The following is a 16,930-nucleotide window of genomic DNA, read 5'->3' as shown; positions in this document are numbered from 1 at the left end:
TCACGGGACCAGCGCTCCCACCCGCGGCGACGCCGCCGTCGCCGCGCCCGCCCGCGTACCGGCCGTCGCGTCGGCCGTCGCGTCGAGATGGGCGAGCACGGTCTCCCTCAGGACACCGCTGCTCTCCTTCAGGACGTCGTGCCCCAGATCCGGCAGGATCCGCAGCACACCGTGCGGGGCGTGGTGTGCCAGCTCCCGCCCGCCCGAAAGGAGTTCGGAGTGCTCGCCGCAGACGACCAGGACCGGGCAGCGCAGCCGGGCGAAGTCCGCCGCGGTGAAGACACGGCTGGCCGCGATGTCGTCGATGAGCGTGGTGCGGTTGAGGAGGGCGTCGGCGATGGCCGTCAGGTTGGCGGCCTTGCGCAGCCGCAGGGTGAGCAGCTCGGTCGGCACCGTGCTGTCCTCCAGGCTCAGCGCGGCCGCCGACAGGGTGTCCACCATGTTCTCCACCCAGGCGCCGCCGAGCGGCGGTTCGAGGAGGGTGAGCCCGGTGACCAGGTCGGGCCGGGCCAGGGCGGCGTGCAGGGCGAGGGTCCCGCCGTAGCTGTTGCCGACCAGGTGGACCGGTCGGCTCCCGAGGTCCAGCGCGCCGAGCAGGGCGAAGAGGTCCCGTACGGCGCTGCGGCTGTCGTAGCCGGACCCCGGACGCTCGGTGCGGCCGTGGCCGCGCAGGTCGTACAGGACCACCTCGTGGCCGGACCGGGCCACCGGCACGGCCAAGGGGCAGTAGAAGGAGGACAGGTTGTCGACGACCAGCCCGTGCAGGAACACCACGACGGGCCGGTCGGGGGCGGCGGCGTCGGCGGTGGCCGGGAGCCGCTGGACGTGGAAGCGTAGGGAGCCCGCCTGGACGAAGGCCATGGCCGGCTCAGCCGGCCGACGCGGGTGAGGAGGACCCCGCCGCGGCCCGGGCCAGGGAGGTGTGGGTGATCCGGCCGATGTGGCCGACGAGCTCACCGACGGACATGGCCAGGATGGCGTCCATGTCCTTCTCGGCGAGGAAGCCCATCAGGTCCACGTCGGCGCCGTAGCGATGGTGGAGCAGTTCGGCGAGGGCGACGAACTCGATGCTCTCCAGAGCGAGATCCTCGTTGAAGGTCGTCTTCATCGTGACCTCCTCCGCGAGCAGGTACTCGTCGCCGACGATCTCCACGAGCATGCCGGTGATCTCGGCGAGGATGTCAGTTGCCATGACGGGCCTCCGTGAGGGGAAGGGGGACGGGTACGGGGGAGGGCGCCGCGAGGTGGTCGGTCCAGGCGACGACGTGGTCGGGCACGGTGTCGGCGGGCGATGCGGCGAGCGGTGCGGCGAGGGATGCGCTGAGCGGCGCGGTGAGTGGTGCCGTGAGTGGTGTGGTGAGCGGTGTGGTGCGGATCGGGTACGGGTCCCCGTCGGGGGAGGTCACGAGCAGCGCGCCGGAATCCGGGTCCCCGGCCACCCGCCAGTCCCGGGGCCGCCCGCCCAGCCCGACCCCGGCCGCCTTGGCCGCGGCCTCCTTGGCGCACCACAGGGCGGTGAGCGCGACGGCCAGGTCGGTGCCCCCGCGGGCGGCCAGCCCTTCGGCCAGGCACAGTTCGGCCGGCCCGAGGGCGATCCGGATCAGCGCGTCCGGGTCCGCCGTCACCTGCTCCACATCGATGCCGACCGGCCGGGCCCGGTGGGCGAGGGCGACCGCGATCCGGTCCTTGTGGGCGATCGACAGCCGGAAGCCGGCGGTCAGCGGGGACTCGGCCAGCGGGCGCCCCGCCGGGTCGTTGCCGATCGATACCTCCGCGGGGAACACCGGACCGGCTCCGCCGTCCCACAGCAGCTGCCGCAGCGCGTCCTTGGCCGCGATCCGGCCCAGCAGCCAGGGTGCCCGGGCACGCGGCGACAGCCCCTCGTAGGCCGCCCGCTCGGCAGCGCCCAGGTAGCGGCGCATGACCAGCTCCTGCGAGGCGGGATCGTTCCAGCGGCGCCGGGCCAGGCACCAGCCCTCGGGCCGGGGCTCGCCGATCCCGCACACCTCCGGGGTGAACTTCATCGGCCACACCCGCTCGTCGGCGCCGAACCGGCGGTACGTCCACCCCGTGATCCGGGCCCACACCGCACCGCCCGCCCCGCGCAGCTCGATGTCACCGCGGACGGTGACGTCCCGCACGGCGCGGATCCGGGCCGTGGCCGTCACCAACTCCCCTGCGGCGGGCGGAGGCCCGTAGAACCGGATGCGGTCCACGGTGGCCGGGAACACCAGCCGGTCGACCGGCAGGCGCAGCTGCATCCAGTGCCCGAAGAGCTGTCCGGCGGCGTCGAGCAGCGCGCCCGGGTCGGGCAGCGCGCGCAGGACCCCGTGGATGCCGTCCGAGCCGACCGACCGCACCTCGTGGACCCCGGCGAAGCGGGGGCCGTGGAACATCCACCGGTCCCGGTACAGGGCCGCGGCGCTGACCGGGGCGGGTCCGGGCTCGCGCAGCGGCGTGCCGTCGGGCGCGGGCGGCTCCCCGTAGCGCTCGCCGAGCAGCACGACCACCGAGGCGTACGCGCCGAGGGTGACCCGCATCCGGCCGGGCCCGTCACCGCGGGCGGTGACCTCGACGTCGACGGCCGGCTCGACCGCGAGCCAGCGCAGGGCCCGTACCTCCTCGTAGCCGATGACGGCGAGACCGGGTGGGGCGTGCCGCCGGGCGGCTTCGGCGGCCAGCTCCAGCATGGTGGTCATGGGCACGACGGGGAACCGGTCGGAGTCCTCCGGCCAGCCGTCCGGCTGGAGGTACACGCAGTGGTCCCGTACGTAGGGGAGCGCGGCGAGCGACAACCGCAGGGTGTGCCGGTCCGGGGCCGGAGCCGGGCTCGGGGCAGCGGCTGCCGCCGGGTCCGGGACCCCCGTCGACCAGGCCTCGGTGACGGCCCGGGCCGCCGAGCCGGCGTCGGCCAGCACCGCGTCCAGGGCGGACAGCAGCACCGGCCGGTCACCCACGGGTCCGGCCGCCGGCGCCCGGGCCGGGACGGTCGGGGGCGGTGCCAGGAGGCCGACGAGCGCGGCCCGGGCCGGCTCGTCGAGACGGACCAGCGGGGACCCGAGGTCCAGCGGCATCGCGCGCCCGGCGGGTCGCGCCGCCGCCGGTGCGGGCGCCTGCGGTGCGGGCGACGGCAGGGGCGCCGGTTCGGCCAACAGGTCCCACCGGGGCGCGTACCCCTCGGCCCAGAGCGCGGCGCAGGTACGGCGCAGCGCCGCCAGGCCCGGCAGGCGCGGGGAGGAGGTGGAGATCGAGAGGTGCGGGCGCTCGCGCAGGGTGTCCTCGACGAAGCCCGGCAGGCTGCCCGGGCCCAGCGTGACGAAACCGCGTACCCCCTCGTCCTCGTACAACCGCAGGGTCAACTCACGGAAGCGGACCGGCTCCAGCAGGTGCCGTACGACCAGGTCCCGTACGTCCCGTGGCGCGGACGGGAACGGCGCACACGTGGTGGCCGACCACACCGGGAGGCCCGCCGGTCGCAGCGGCAGCCGGTCGAAGGCGGCCCGGACCTGACCGAGATACGGCTCCCACATCGGGGTGTGGAAACCCGAACGGAACGGCAGCTCCTGGCCGAGCACCCCGTCACCGCGCAACCGCCCGACGGCGGCGGCCACCTGCGCCGGCTCCCCGCAGATCACCGACTGGTGGGGGCAGTTGTCGTGGCTGACCACCACCCGGTCCAGGTCGTGGAGCGCGGCCCGCGCACGCGTCGCGCCACAGCCGAGCGCCGCGTACACGAGATCGGGGACCCGGAGATCACCCGGCCGCAGCGAGTCGAGGAAGGTGTCGGCCGACTCCTGCGGGTACATGCCGGCGGCCACCATCGCCGCCCACTCGCCCAGACTGTGGCCGGCCAGCACATCGGCCTCGATGCCCAGTTCGGGCAGGACACGGGCGAAGAACCGGCCGGTGGCGATCGCGTCGAGGGCGCGCTCCACAAGGGACGCGCCACGGGTCAGGCGGGGCGTCGCCGACCCGAGCCGCTCCGCCACGTCGTCCAGCACGGGGGCGAACTCCGGCTCCAGGCCCGGGAACAGGAACGCCACCCGGCCGCCCAGCGGCTCCGGGGTGAACCACACGTCCCCGCGTCCCCGCCACGGCCGGCCGCGGGCCACCACCTTGGCGGCCAGCGCCAGCCGCTGGGGCGTGGGCCCGACCACCGCGACCCGGCAGGGCCCGTCGCCGCCGGACACCGGGTCGGTGGACGCCAGCCGGGCCGACAGCTGACCGGGGGTGTCCGCACCGATCAGGAGTACGTCGCCCTCCGCGGCCGGACCGACCGGCGCGGCCGTGGGGCCCAGCGGCAGGAAACGACGCACCGGGGCTCCGCGGCCGGGGCCGGGGCCGGAGGCCGGAACGGGAGCAGGCGCCGGGCGCGAGGCGGTGGGAGCCTCCTCCAGCACCACGTGGGCGTTGATCCCGCCGAAGCCGAACGCGTTGACCCCGGCCCGGCGCGGCTGCGGACCGCGCTCCCACGGCTCGGCCGCGCGCAGCGGCCGCATCCGGGTCCGGGCCAGGTCCGGGTGGGGCTCCTCGATGTGCAGCGTCGGCGGCAGCACGCCCTCGTACACGGCCAGCGCCGCCTTGATCAGCCCGGCCATGCCCGAGGCCTGCATGGTGTGCCCGAGCATCGACTTCACCGAACCGAAGCCGACCTCGGGTCCGTTCCCCGGCCCCCGTGGGCCGAACACCTGCGCCAAGGTGTCCAGTTCGGCGGCGTCCCCGACCGGGGTGCCCGTACCGTGGGCCTCCAGCAGGCCCAGCGCGCCCGGCGCCCGCGGATCCAGGCCCGCCTCCCGCCAGGCCCGCTCCAGAGCCTGCACCTGCCCCGCCACCAGCGGGCTCATCAGGCTCGCCGCACGGCCGTCCCCGGCCACGCCGGTCCCGCGGATCACCGCGTACACGCGGTCGCCGTCGCGCTCGGCGTCCGCCAGCCGCTTCAGCAGCACCACCCCGGTGCCCTCGGACAGCAGGGTCCCGTCGGCCCGGCGGTCGAAGGGCCGGATCCGCTCGCTCGGGCTGAGCGCCCGCAGCTGCGTGAACACGCTCCACAGCGTCGCGATGTGGCAGTGGTGGGCCGCCCCGGCGACCACCGCGTCGCAGCGGCCGGCGGCCAACAGCCCCACCGCCTGATCCACCGCCAACAGGGAGGAGGCGCAGGCCGCGTCCAAGGTGTAGGCGGGCCCCCGGAAGTCCAGCCGGTTCGCGGTCCGGGCGGCGGTGAAGCTCGGCACCAGCCCGATCGACGCGTCCGGCCGCTCCGGCCCCAGCGCGTCCTGGAACGCCGAGCGCACCTGCGCGATCCGCCGCTCACCCAGCTCCGGCGCCAGCTCCCGCAGGGTCTGCGCCAACTGGTGTGCCGTACGAACCCGTTGATCGAGCCGGGCGGTGGCCACGCCCATGAACCCGCCGCGCCCCAACACCACCCCGATCCGCGACCGGTCGGCCGGCAGCCGGTCCTCGCCACCCGCGTCGGCGATCGCCTCGGCCGTCGCGTGCAGGGCCAGCATCTGGTCCGGCTCGGCCCCCTCCACGGCGGCCGGCATGATCCCGAACCGGGTCGGGTCGAAGGCGGCGAGACCGTCGACGAAACCGCCGCGCCGGCAGTAGAAGCGGTCACCCGCCACCGGTCCGGCGGCCCCCTGCGGGTCGTAGTACACCTCGGGGTCCCAACGGCCCGGCGGTACCTCGCCGATGCAGTCCGTACCGGCCAGCAGATTGCGCCGGTACGCGGCCAGGTCGGCGGCCCCCGGGAACACCGCGCCCATCCCGACGATCGCGGCGTCGGTCGGGCGGGGGCCGCGCCGCTGCGCGTCACGCATCGCCCCGGCCCTCCTGCGCCATCAGGACCACCTGTACGTCGCTCCCGTACGCCAGTTCGTCGAGGAACGCGGCGGTTCCCGCGTCCGGATCGATGAGCGGGATCCCGCGCCGGACGTACGCGCGTTCCAGCTCGGGGGTGACCATCCCGCCCGCCTCCGCCGCCCAAGGGCCCCAGTCGACGGACAGCACCCGGCCCGGGAAGGACTCCGCCCAGGTGTGCGCGAGGCCGTCGAGGGCGTCGTTGGCCGCGGCGTAGTCGCACTGGCCGCGGTTGCCGTACACCCCGGCGACGCTCCCGAACAGGGCGAGGAAGCGGGGCGGGGGCCCGTCCCCGTGCTCGGCCGCCGCGGCGGCCAGGTGGCGGGCCCCGGTCACCTTCGTGCTGAACACGGCGGCGAAGTCCGCCGGTCGCTTGTCGCGCAGCAGCCCGTCCCGCAGCACGCCGGCGCCGTGCACGATGCCGTCGAGCCGTCCGTGGCGGTCCCGTACGTCGGCCACGACGGCTCGGACGGCGCTCTCGTCGGTGACGTCCGCGCAGTGGTAGCGGACGGAGGCCGCCGCGGTGCCGAGAGCGGCGAGGGTGGCTCGCACCTCGCGCTCGGCGAGGATCCGCGAGGCCGCCGCCTCGATCTCCGCGGGCGTACGCAGCCCTGCGGCGATCAGCGCGGCGCGCAGCGCGACCCGGTCCTGGGCCTGGTCGAACTCGTCGCCCTGGGCGAACGGTTCGGGGGTACGGCCGATGAGTTCCACGTGGCAGCCGGTGGTGCGGGCCAGCGCGAGCGCGGTGCGGGCGGTGATGCCGCGGGCGCCGCCGGTGAGGAGGACCACCGAGTCGCGGTCCAGGGGCGAGGGGCCGTGGGGGGTGCCGGGGGCGGCGGGGGTGTGGGGGGTCGGGAGGGGGGCCGGTACGGGGAGGCGGGTGATGCGGGTGCCCTCGGCCGTGTAGGCGACCGAGGTGATGGTGCTTCGGCTCCCGCTGCTTCCGGCTTCGCTGCTTCCGGCTTCGCCGACGCTGCTCAGTTCCGCCTTGAGTTGCTCCGCGATGCGTTCCGGGTCTTCCTTGGGGTGGATGTCCACGGCCCGGATCAGCGCGCCGGGGAATTCCAGGGCCGCGCTGCGGGCGAAGCCGTGCAGGCCCGCGCCGGCGGTGCCGGGCGCGGTGACGAGCAGCAGCCGTGGTGTACCGGTCGTCAGCGTCTCCCGTAGGCCCGGGAAGGCGTCGGGCAGCACGGGGTCGGCGGTGGGTCGTAGCGCCGAGAGGTCGACGAGGCCGTCGAAGCCCGGCTCGGCGGAGGGCAGGATCGTCGGCTCGGCGCCCATGTCCTCCAGGGCGGTCGCGAGGGTGCGGGCGATGCCCTGACCGTCGTCCACCAGGGCGATGCGCAGGCCGCGCAGGGTTTCGGGGGCGGTGTCGGCCAGGGGTGCGGGGAGCAGGTCGACGCGGAGTCGGCTCAAGCGGGCCGGTGTCGGCCGCCGTGTGGGTGTGGGTGTTGGTGTGGGTGGGGGTGTGGGGTCCGGTGTGGTGGGGGTGTGGGTCGTGATCCAGTCGACTATGCCGCGCAGGGTCTTGATCCGGGACAGTTCCTCGACCGCGGACTCGGCGGAGCCGCTGGTCGGATCCTGGGGGAGTCCGATGCGGTCGGCGAGGGCGCCGATGATCTCGACCCGCTTGATGGAGTCGATGGACAGGTCCGCCTCCAGGTCGAGCTCCGGGTCGAGCATGTCCCGGGGGTAGCCGGTGCGGATGTGGACGATCTCCAGGACGAGGTCCATGACCTCCTCGGCGGTGCGGGGGCCCTGCGGCGCGGGGGCGGGATCGGTGGGGGCGGCTTTGCCGGGGCCGGGCGCGCGCCGGGGCGTCTCCTCGGGCGCCGAACGGGGCTCGGGGTCGGAAGGTGCGGCGGCGGTGCGTTCGGCGCCCTGCGGGGATCGCCCCGACACGCTCCCGACCCCGTCGAAGCCGTGGCGGGGTCCGGCGCCCAGGAAGCCGAGCAGGACGTCCCGTTGGGCTTCGATCAACTCGCTCGTGCTGCGCAGGTATTCCAGTACGGCTTCCTCGCGTCGGTCACCCTTCTCCGCCGCCGCTTCTCGCCCGCCCGGGTGCGTGACCGGAGCCACCCGGTGGGCCGGGCGGAGGCCGCCCGGGACCGGTGCGCCGTCCGCGGTGCGGACCAGGTGGCCGTCGACCAGCCAGCCCGGCCGGCGCGGGGCGTGCTCCGGGAGGCGGGAGGTGCGGCCGTGGAACAGGGCCCGCGGGTCCACCGGAACCCCCGCCGCCATCAGTTCCGCCACCGCGGTGACCAGCCGGACCAGTCCGTGCTCGCCCGGTACGTCCAGCGGGACCACCGTGTGCGGTCGCCCGTGCAGGATCCGGCCGACCAGACCGGAGAGGACCCGGCCGGGGCCCGCCTCCACGAAGGTCCGGACACCGGCCGCGTACATGGCCTCCACCTGCTCCACGAACCGGACCGGCTCCGCGACCTGGCGTGCGGCAAGGCTTCGTACCCCTTCGGCCGTCGGCGGGTACCGGTCCGCCGTCGTGTTCGACCAGACCGGGGTGTGGGGTGGTGAGACGGGGGTCGTTGTCAGTTCTGCCGCGAGACGTCGCGCCGCCCCGGCGACCACCGTGCTGTGGAAGGCGCAGGCCACGGGGAGGGGTTCGGCCGTGAGGCCGGCTTCGCGCAGCGCCGCCACGGCCGTGGCGACCGCAGGCGTCGGGCCCGAGATCACGCACTGCCGCGGCGCGTTGTGGTTCGCCACCACGCAGCCGGCTCGGGCGGCGATCTCCCGAACCTGCTGCGGCGCGGCCGACACCGCCGCCATCGATCCCGGATCCGCGCCGGCGGCCGCCAGGATCGCCTCGGCCCGGCGCGCGCTCAGCCGCAGCAGGCTCTCCGTGTCATAGGCCCCGGCCGCCCAGAGCGCGGTGAGTTCCCCGTACGAGTGGCCGGCCACGCAGTCCGGCCGTACTCCGAGCTCGCCGAGCAGCAGATGCGCCGCCGCCCCCGCGAGGCCGAGCGCCGGCTGTGCCACGCGGGTGTCGGTGACCGCCGCCCGCTGCGCCGCCCGGCCCTCGGCGGTGAACGCCGCCGGGGGGAACATCGTCGACACCACCGGCGACGGGGCCTCGTCCAGGAGCTGCCGCAGGGCGGGGAAGGTCATGAAGAAGTCGGCCAGCATGCGCGGGCGTTGGCTGCCCTGGCCGGGGAAGAGGAAGGCCACCTCGCCCGGCTCCGCGCCCTCCTCCCGTACGTGGACCCCCGTGCCCGGGGTGAAGGCGCGGGCCTGCTCCAGGCGTACCGCCAGTTGGTCCAGGTCGGCGGCCACGATCGTGACCTGGACCGGGCCCGTGCCGGCGGCGGTCTCCGCCGCCAGGTCGCGCAGCGCCCACGGGCGTCCGGCCGCGTCGTTCTCCGCCAGCCGCGCGGACAGCCGGGCGATCGCCCGGCCCGCCGCCCGCCGGTCCTCGCCGCGGAAGCAGAACAACTCCGCCGGCCACTCCTCCAGCCCGTGCCGGGGTTCCGCCGAGCCGACGTGACCGGCGAGGACGGCGTGGTAGTTGGTGCCGCCGAAGCCGAAGGCGCTCACCCCGGCGATCCGTCGCTCCGCCGGCACCGGCCAGGGGCGGGCCTCGCTGTCGAAGGAGAACGGGCTGCTCTCGGCCCGCCAGGCCGGGTTGGGCGCGTCGATGTGCAGGGTCGGGGGCCGCACGCCCGTGTGCACCGCCCGGGCCGCCTTGATCAGCCCGGCCAGCCCTGCCGCGCACTTGGTGTGCCCGAGCTGGGATTTCACCGATCCCAGCGCGCAGGAGCCGGGTTCGGCACCGGAGGCGGTGAACAGATCGCTCAGGACCGAGAGTTCGGTGCTGTCCCCGACGACGGTGCCGGTGCCGTGCGCCTCGACCAGGCCGACCTGGTCGGGGGTGATGCCCGCTCGGGCGTACGCGCGCTCCAGGGCCCGCCGCTGCCCTTCCGGCCGGGGCGCGGTCAGACCGAGGGAACGGCCGTCGCTGGCGGCGCCGACCGCCTTGATCACGGCGTACACGCGGTCGCCGTCGCGCTCCGCGTCCGCGAGGCGCTTCAGGACGAGGGCGCCCACGCCCTCGCCGAGCGCGATCCCGTCGGCGGCCGCGTCGAAGGGTCGGCAGCGGCCGCCGGGCGACAGGGCGCGGACGGAGGCGAACATCAGGTAGTCGTTGATGCCGTTGTGCACATCGGCGCCGCCGCAGATGACCATGTCGCTGTCGTGGTCCCGGAGTTGGCGGCAGGCGAGGTCCAGGGCGGCGAGCGAGGAGGCGCAGGCGGCGTCGATCGTGCAGTTCGCCCCGCCCAGGTCGAGGCGGTTGGCGACCCGGCCCGCGATGACGTTGGCGAGGATCCCGGGGAAGGAGTCCTCGGTGAGGCGCGGCAGTTGCTCGTCCAACTCGGGCGGGAGCTCACCCAGGTAGGCGGGGTGCAGGGCGCGCAGCCCGTAGGCGCCGGCGAGCTCCGTACCGGCCTCCGCGCCGAAGACCACCGAGGTCCGGGAGCGGGCGAAGACGCGGTCCTTGCCGTAGCCGGCGTCCCCGAGGGCCCGCGCCGAGATCTCCAGGGCCAGCAGCTGCACCGGCTCGATCCCGGCGAGCGAGGCGGGCGGGATGCCGTGCGCGAGGGCGTCGAAGGGTACCGGGTCGAGGAAGCCGCCCCAGCGGGAGGGGGTGCGCTCACCGGCCCGGGCCGGGTCGGCGTCGTAGTAGAGCGCCGGGTCCCAGCGTTCGGCCGGTACCTCGGTGACGGCATCGGTGCCGGCGAGGACCATCGCCCAGTAGGCAGCGAGGTCGGGGGCGCCCGGATAGGCGCAGGCCATCCCGACGACGGCGATGTCGAGCGGGTCGGCCGCCGGCATCGCCGCCGTCGGCCCGGCGTCGGCGAGTTCCCGGGCCCGTCGCTCCAGCAGGGCGGTGGCCCCCTCGGTGACCTGCGCGTGCAGGGCCGCGATCGTGGTGGTGGCCGTGCGCAGGGTGGCGACCTGGCCCAGCATGAACAGGCCGTCCTCGTACTGCTGTTCCTCGGTGACCGGTTCCAGTCCGCTGCCGTCGGCGCTTCTGCGTAGGCCCTTGCCGGCGATCCGTAGCCGCCCGAGATTCAGCCGCTCCAGCTCCTCCCACACGGTGCGCGGCTCGATCCCGCTCTCCGTGAGCCGCCGCCGGGTCGCCTCGAAGGTCTCGGCGTACGGGGTGGCCGCGCACCGGGTGGCGTGTCCCGGCGCGGTGTGCAGCAGCACGGTGTCCGCGCACTCCACCGCCGCGCGCTGGAATCCCGGCACGACCGCGCCCGCCGTGACGGCCTCCTCGGTGAACAGGTAGGCGGTGCCCATCAGCACCCCGACCCGCGCGCCCCGATCGGCCAGCGGGGCCGCGGCCGCCACCGCCATCGCGGCGGAGCGTTCGTCGTGGATCCCGCCCGCGAACAGCAGGTCCAGGGCTTCCGGTTCGGGGCAGGTCAGGAGCCGCTCGATCTGCTCCTCCCACAGGGGGAAGGAGGCGCGCGGTCCGACGTGTCCACCGCACTCCAGCCCTTCGAAGACGAACCGCCGGGCCCCCTCGGCGAGATACCGCTCCAGCAGACCGGGCGAGGGGACGTGCAGATGGGTCCTGATGCCGACGGCCTCCAGCGGGGCCGCCTGCGCCGGGGTGCCGCCGGCGATGATCGCGTACGGCGGGCGGGCCTCGGTCACGGCCGCCAGTTGCTCCTGCCGCAGCTCGGGCGGGGCGAAACCGAGCAGGCCCACGCCCCAGGGGAGGTCTCCGAGCCGCTCGGCCGTCTCCGCCAGCAGCCGGCGTACGTCCGGGCCCGCCATCACCGCGAGCGCCAGGTACGGAACCCCGCCCGCGCCGGCCACCGCCGCGGCGAAGGACGCCTGGTCGCTCACCCGCGTCATCGGGCCCTGCGCGACGGGCAGCGGGCGCGCCAGGGGCCGGGCCCGTACGGCGGCCTCCAGGTGCCCGGCCACGGCCGCCCGAACGGCCTGCAGGACCCCGCCGGTGGTCCGGTACCGCGCGGCCAGGCGGGCGGCCGAGGCGCCGTCCTGCCCGACGGGCAGCAACTGGGTCCGTAGGTCGCGGGCGCCGAGCAGGGTGTGCACGGGCCCCTCGGGCGGGGTCAGGTCGGGCCGGGCGAACACCCGGTGCCCGGCGGCCAGTCGCGTCTCGGAGCCGTCCATCGCCCGGAGCGCGGAGGCGACCTCCTCGGGCAGTCCTGCCTCGCCCTCCGTGGTCAGGGCCAGCTGTACGTCGAGCAACACCCCGGCGGCCCCGCCCGCGACGGCCGCGGCAGCCGTGTGCGGCCCGATCCCGCCGCAGGCCAGCACGGGGACCCGTACCGCGGGGTCGTCGAGGAGCTGCTGGAGCAGGACGAAGGTGGTGGCCGTCCCCACCCGGCCGGCTCCCTCGTGCCCCTTGGCGACGAGCGCGTGCGCTCCGGCGGCAACGGCCGCCCCGGCCTCGGCCGTGTCGGTGACCTCGGCCCACACGCGGGGCCGCCCGACCGCCGCGGCCCAGGCGGCGACCTGCCCGGGCGTGTGCGAGGCGGGGTCGGCGAGCAGCACGGTGTCCACCGCGGCGGGCAGCCCGTCCGGGCCGAGCGGACAGTCGGCCGGCACCCGCACCCCGTACCGGGCGCCGCTCGCGAGCCGGCGGCCCAGCTCCGTGAATCCGCGCCGCGCGGCGTCGGCGTCCCGGCCGAGGTCGAGCAGGCCGAGGGCCCCGGCGCGTTCGGCGGCGGTCACGAAGGCCGGGTGGGGTTCCTCGAAGGGGCTGACGGCGACGACCAGGTCACGGGTGGGGGCGGGCTGCGGGTGGGGGGTCACGGGCGCTCCTCTTCCAATGCTGTGTGACATGGCGAAGTGCGGGACGGAAGAACGGGCGAGCAGGCGCACCGCCGAACGGCGAGCGGCCGAACGGCGCGAGCAACTGAACGGGCGAGCGGCTGAACGGGGCGTGCGGCCGAACGGGGACGAGCGGGCGAGCCGACGAGCCGTGCAACGGCGGTGCGGGGCAGGGCGGAAGACGGGGAGTGCGGTGGCGGTCACACGCACCGGCCGGGAACCCGCCGCGGGTACGACGGGCTTGAACCGTGGTCAAACACCCGCAATGCCGCGTTGCATCGTGCGGTGGTCGCCCTGCACTGTCAACAGCCATGCGGAATACGATGCTTCGCAGTCGCGACGTACACGTGCCACCTGAAATCGCGCCCGGACGGAGCCCAGGCACCCCCCGGCCGAGCCGGTGGCCTGCGGCGATCCCCGCCCGGCCGCGTCGTCCCCGCCGCGCCGGCCGGCGCACCGCGTTCCACACGGGCATGCCGCACCGGCATGCGTAGTCACCGACCGGGCATGACCAGCACGTCGGAAGCGGGCAGTTGTTCACCCGACGGGCCCTTACAGGTACAGCTTCACGCGGTTACCGTCCGGTCATGACCCCCACCCTGGCGCAGCTCCGCTACCTCGTCGCCGTCGCCGACTGCCGGTCCATCACCGGGGCCGCCGCCTCGGTCTTCGTCGCCCAGTCCGCGCTCTCCCGGGCCGTGCAGGCCATGGAGCGCGATCTCGGGGTCGAGCTCCTGGCCCGCCGGGGAAGGGGGGTGGACCTCACGCCGGAGGGGGCCCGGGTCGTCCGGCTGGCCCGGACCGTACTCAACGCGGTGGAGGCCATCGACGACATCGGGACCCCGCACGGCGGCGACGCCCGAGCGGTCCTGACCCTGGTCACCACGCCCACCCTCGCCCTGGACCTGGCAGCCGACCTGATCGCGGCCTTCACCGCACGGCACCCCACCGTCGACGTCCGGCTCCAGCAGCACGGCAGCAGGGAGGCGCTGGTCGAGGAGGTGACCCAAGGGCGTTCGGAACTGGCCCTGGTCGACCTGCCGGTCGACAAGGAGCTCTCCACCCACTTCATCCAGGAACGGGAGGTGGTGCTGATATCGCCGCCGGGCTCCCGGCTGCCCCACCCGATGCCCCTGCGCATGCTCGACGGACTGCCGATGGTGCTGCCCACGCCGGGGACCGGCCGGCGCACCGAGATGGAGGCCATGTTCAGCTGCCTGGGCGTGCGGCCGCTCCCCACCCTGGAAGTCGACGAACGCCTCGCCTGGGTGACGGGTGTGACGGACGGGCGGGGCTCCCTCATCTGGTACCGGGACGTGGTGTCGAGAGCTTTCGGGAGCCGGGCCGAGACCCGGTCCTTCACACCTCCGCTGCTGCGCCCGGTGGGCATCGCCCACGCCCGGCGGCCGCTCGGCCGGGCGGCCCGCGCGTTCATCGCGCAGGCCGGACACAAGGCGCCGGTCCGGGAACCGGTGCGCTGACCGGACATGCCCGCGCGGCATTGAACGATGCTCGAACGGGGCGGGATCAGGTCTGGCCGGCCGACCGATGTCCCCTCACATTGAGCGCATGTCCCGACTCCTGACACTCCCACGGGCCGCCGCCCTCGCCACCGCGGGCCTCGCCACGACCCTGGCCGCGTCCGTCTTGGTGGCCACCGCGACCGCCTCCACCCCCGACACCGTTTCGGCCCTTTCCGCCGCCCCGTCGGCCGCTGCCGCGGCCCTCGCGCCGGAGAAGAAGTGCACCCTCCCCGGCGGTCTCGCCGAACTCAGCGGCCTCGCCATGAGCCGTAGGCATCCCGGGGTCTTCTACGCCGTCAACGACAGCGGCAACTCCAACCAGGTCTTCGCCGTCGACTGCAACACCGCCACCGGCCGACTGCTGGCCACCTTCACCGTCGCCGGCGTCGGCAACACCGACTGGGAGGCGCTCGCGCTCGGCACGGACGCGGGCGGCGGCCCGGCCCTCCTCGTCGGCGACATCGGGGACAACTTCAGCGGGCGCGCGGAGATCACCGTGCACCGGTTCGCCGAACCCGACCAGCTCACGAACGCCACGGTCACGCCCGTGACGTACCGCTTCGCCTACGCCGACGGCAGGCACGACGCCGAGTCCCTGCTCGCGGATCCCGTGACCGGCCGCCTCTACGTCGCCAGCAAGCTCATCGGGGCCGCCGGGAAGCTGTACCAGGCCCCGCTCCCGCCGGTGACCGGGCAGGTCAACACCCTCGCCGAGGTCCGGCCCGGGCCCGTGTTCGCCACCGACGGAGCCTTCTCGCCGACGGGTGCCTCGTACACCCTGCGCAGTGGCGGCCCGCTGGGCGCCAACACCGCCTCCGTGTACGACACGGCCGGGGCCAAGCTCGCGGACGTGGCCCTCCCGGCCCAGTCGCAGGGCGAGACGGTGACCTACGCCGACTGCGCGAACCTGCTCGTGGGGTCGGAGAACGACACCCAGATCTGGCGGGTCCCCCTGCCACCGGAGGCCACCCCGGGCTGCGGCGGCACCCCGACCCCGACGCCCACACCGACCCCGACGCCCACTCCCACCCCGACGCCCACGCCCGGCGGGCTGAAGTTCACCGACCCCGGCCCGCAGACGTGCAGGTTCAACCAGCCCTGCACCGTCCAGCTCGCCACCACCGGGGCGAAGCCCCCCGTCCGCTACGCCGTCACCGGCCTCCCTTGGGGGCTGACCCTCGACAGCGCCTCCGGGCGGATCACCGGCAAGCCCTGGGGCAGCGGCGCCTTCCAGGTCACCGCCACCGCGAGCGATGCCACCGGAGCCACCGCGGGCACCACTTTCACCCTCACGCTCAACTGGTTCTGAGGCGGGACGGGCGCGGACTTGTCCAACCGGCCCACGAGGCCGCACTGTTGACCGAGTTCCGTCCATCAGGTCAGGAGAACCGGCTTGTCGTCCCACAGCTCACCCGTCCCGCAGGGCCCGGCCCCGCACGTGATCGACCCCGCCGGCGGCTGCCCGCACGCCCTCAACGCCCGGCTGCGCGCCGAGCACGGCGCGGTGGCGGAGGTCGTGCTCCCCGGCGGGGTTCCCGGGGCGGTCGTCCTGGGGCACGAAGCGCTGAAGGAGTTCCTGGCCCACCCCGAAGTGGCCAAGAGCGCCCGGCACTTCCCCGCACTGCGCGACGGCACCATCCCCGCCGACTGGCCGCTGCGCGTCTTCGCCGACGCCCAAGGCATGCACACCGCGGACGACGCCGACCACCGCCGCCTGCGCGGGCTCGTCGGCAAGGCGTTCACGATCCGTCAGGTGGAACGGTTGCGGCCGCGCGTCGAGGAGCTCACCGCAGAACTCCTCGACGACCTCGGTCGGGCGGCGGCCGGGTCCCCGGACGGGACCGCCGACCTGTACGAGCACTTCGCCCTCCCGCTGCCGATGAACGTCATCTGCGAACTGCTCGGTGTGGACCCCGAGCACCGGGGCCGGCTGCACCACCTGACCAACCAGGTCGTCATCGCCACCGACCTCACCCCGGCCGAGAAGATGGCCGCCCTGCGGGAACTCATGGCCCTGACCGCTACGATCGCGGCCGCCCGCGCCGCGGACCCCGGCGAGGACCTCACCAGTGCGCTGATAGCCGCCCGCGAGGACGACGGTGACCGGCTCACCGAGGTCGAACTGATCGGCACCATGCGGCTGATGCTCGTCGCGGGCCACGAGACCACCCTCAACCTCGTCGTCAACGCGGTCCGCGCCCTGTGCGCCCACCGCGACCAGCTCGCCCTGGTCCTGGAGGGCAAGGCCACCTGGTCGGACGTGGTGGACGAGACCCTGCGCTGGGACACCCCGGTCAGCTGGTTCCCCTTCCGCTACCCCACCCGCGACCTGACCGTCGGCGGGACCGTGATCCCGCAGGGCACCCCGGTGCTCGCCGGGTACAGCGCGGCGGGCCGCGACGAGACCTTCCACGGCCCGGACGCCGACCGCTTCGACCTCACCCGCCCCACCGCCGCCCGCAGCCTCGCCTTCGGTCACGGAGCCCACTACTGCACCGGGGCCCCGCTCGCCCGACTGGAGGCCACGATCGCACTGGAGCGGCTCTTCACCCGCTTCCCCGACCTCGACCTCGCCGTCCCGGACGCCGAACTCCCCTACCAGAACAGCTTCATCAGCAACAACGTCCGGTCACTGCCGGTCCGCCTGTCACCCCGCTAGGACATCGACCCGACGGGCTCGCCGACTCGCCGGACGTCGGGTCCGGCGAGCCCCTCGGCGCACG

General features: G+C 75.2%; 7 protein-coding genes. 3 read left to right on the top strand and 4 right to left on the bottom strand.

The features are described 5' to 3' along the window. Genes BCL76_RS00680 through BCL76_RS00665 form a run of 4 tightly spaced genes read right to left on the bottom strand, consistent with a single transcriptional unit; the run spans window position 1 to window position 12,666 of the window. Window positions 1–861, bottom strand: a complete 861-nt coding sequence (locus BCL76_RS00680; protein ID WP_109777287.1) for an alpha/beta fold hydrolase — start codon at window positions 859–861, stop codon at window positions 1–3. A gap of 7 nt (window positions 862–868) precedes the next feature. Continuing rightward, window positions 869–1,192, bottom strand: a complete 324-nt coding sequence (locus BCL76_RS00675) for a hypothetical protein (protein WP_109777286.1) — start codon at window positions 1,190–1,192, stop codon at window positions 869–871. Further along, complete coding sequence (locus BCL76_RS00670) at window positions 1,182–5,819, bottom strand: type I polyketide synthase (protein ID WP_109777285.1); 4,638 nt, start codon at window positions 5,817–5,819, stop codon at window positions 1,182–1,184. Before BCL76_RS00670 ends, BCL76_RS00675 begins: the two co-directional genes overlap by 11 nt. Beyond that, window positions 5,812–12,666 carry a type I polyketide synthase gene (locus BCL76_RS00665; protein ID WP_258309164.1) on the bottom strand — a complete coding sequence of 2,285 codons (6,855 nt, stop codon included), beginning with the start codon at window positions 12,664–12,666 and terminating at the stop codon, window positions 5,812–5,814. The genes BCL76_RS00670 and BCL76_RS00665 overlap by 8 nt, the downstream gene beginning before the upstream one ends. 605 nt (window positions 12,667–13,271) lie before the next feature. On the opposite strand from BCL76_RS00665, the gene BCL76_RS00660 reads away from it, so the two are divergent. The 3 genes from BCL76_RS00660 to BCL76_RS00650 all read left to right on the top strand — a co-directional run bounded on the left by BCL76_RS00660 (window position 13,272) and on the right by BCL76_RS00650 (window position 16,866). Further along, entirely contained in the window at window positions 13,272–14,165 is an 894-nt protein-coding gene (locus tag BCL76_RS00660) for a LysR family transcriptional regulator (RefSeq protein WP_109777284.1), read from the top strand. Window positions 14,166–14,253: 88 nt separating this feature from the next. Then, complete coding sequence (locus BCL76_RS00655) at window positions 14,254–15,516, top strand: putative Ig domain-containing protein (protein ID WP_258309163.1); 1,263 nt, start codon at window positions 14,254–14,256, stop codon at window positions 15,514–15,516. 84 nt (window positions 15,517–15,600) lie between these two features. Further along, on the top strand, window positions 15,601–16,866 hold the full coding sequence (locus BCL76_RS00650) for a cytochrome P450 family protein (protein ID WP_258309162.1): 1,266 nt from the start codon (window positions 15,601–15,603) through the stop codon (window positions 16,864–16,866). Window positions 16,867–16,930: the final 64 nt, after the last annotated feature.

Source organism: Streptomyces sp. CG 926 (assembly GCF_003148825.1).
Taxonomy (GTDB): Bacteria; Actinomycetota; Actinomycetes; order Streptomycetales; family Streptomycetaceae; genus Streptomyces.
This window is presented reverse-complemented; position numbering and strand designations above follow the sequence as displayed.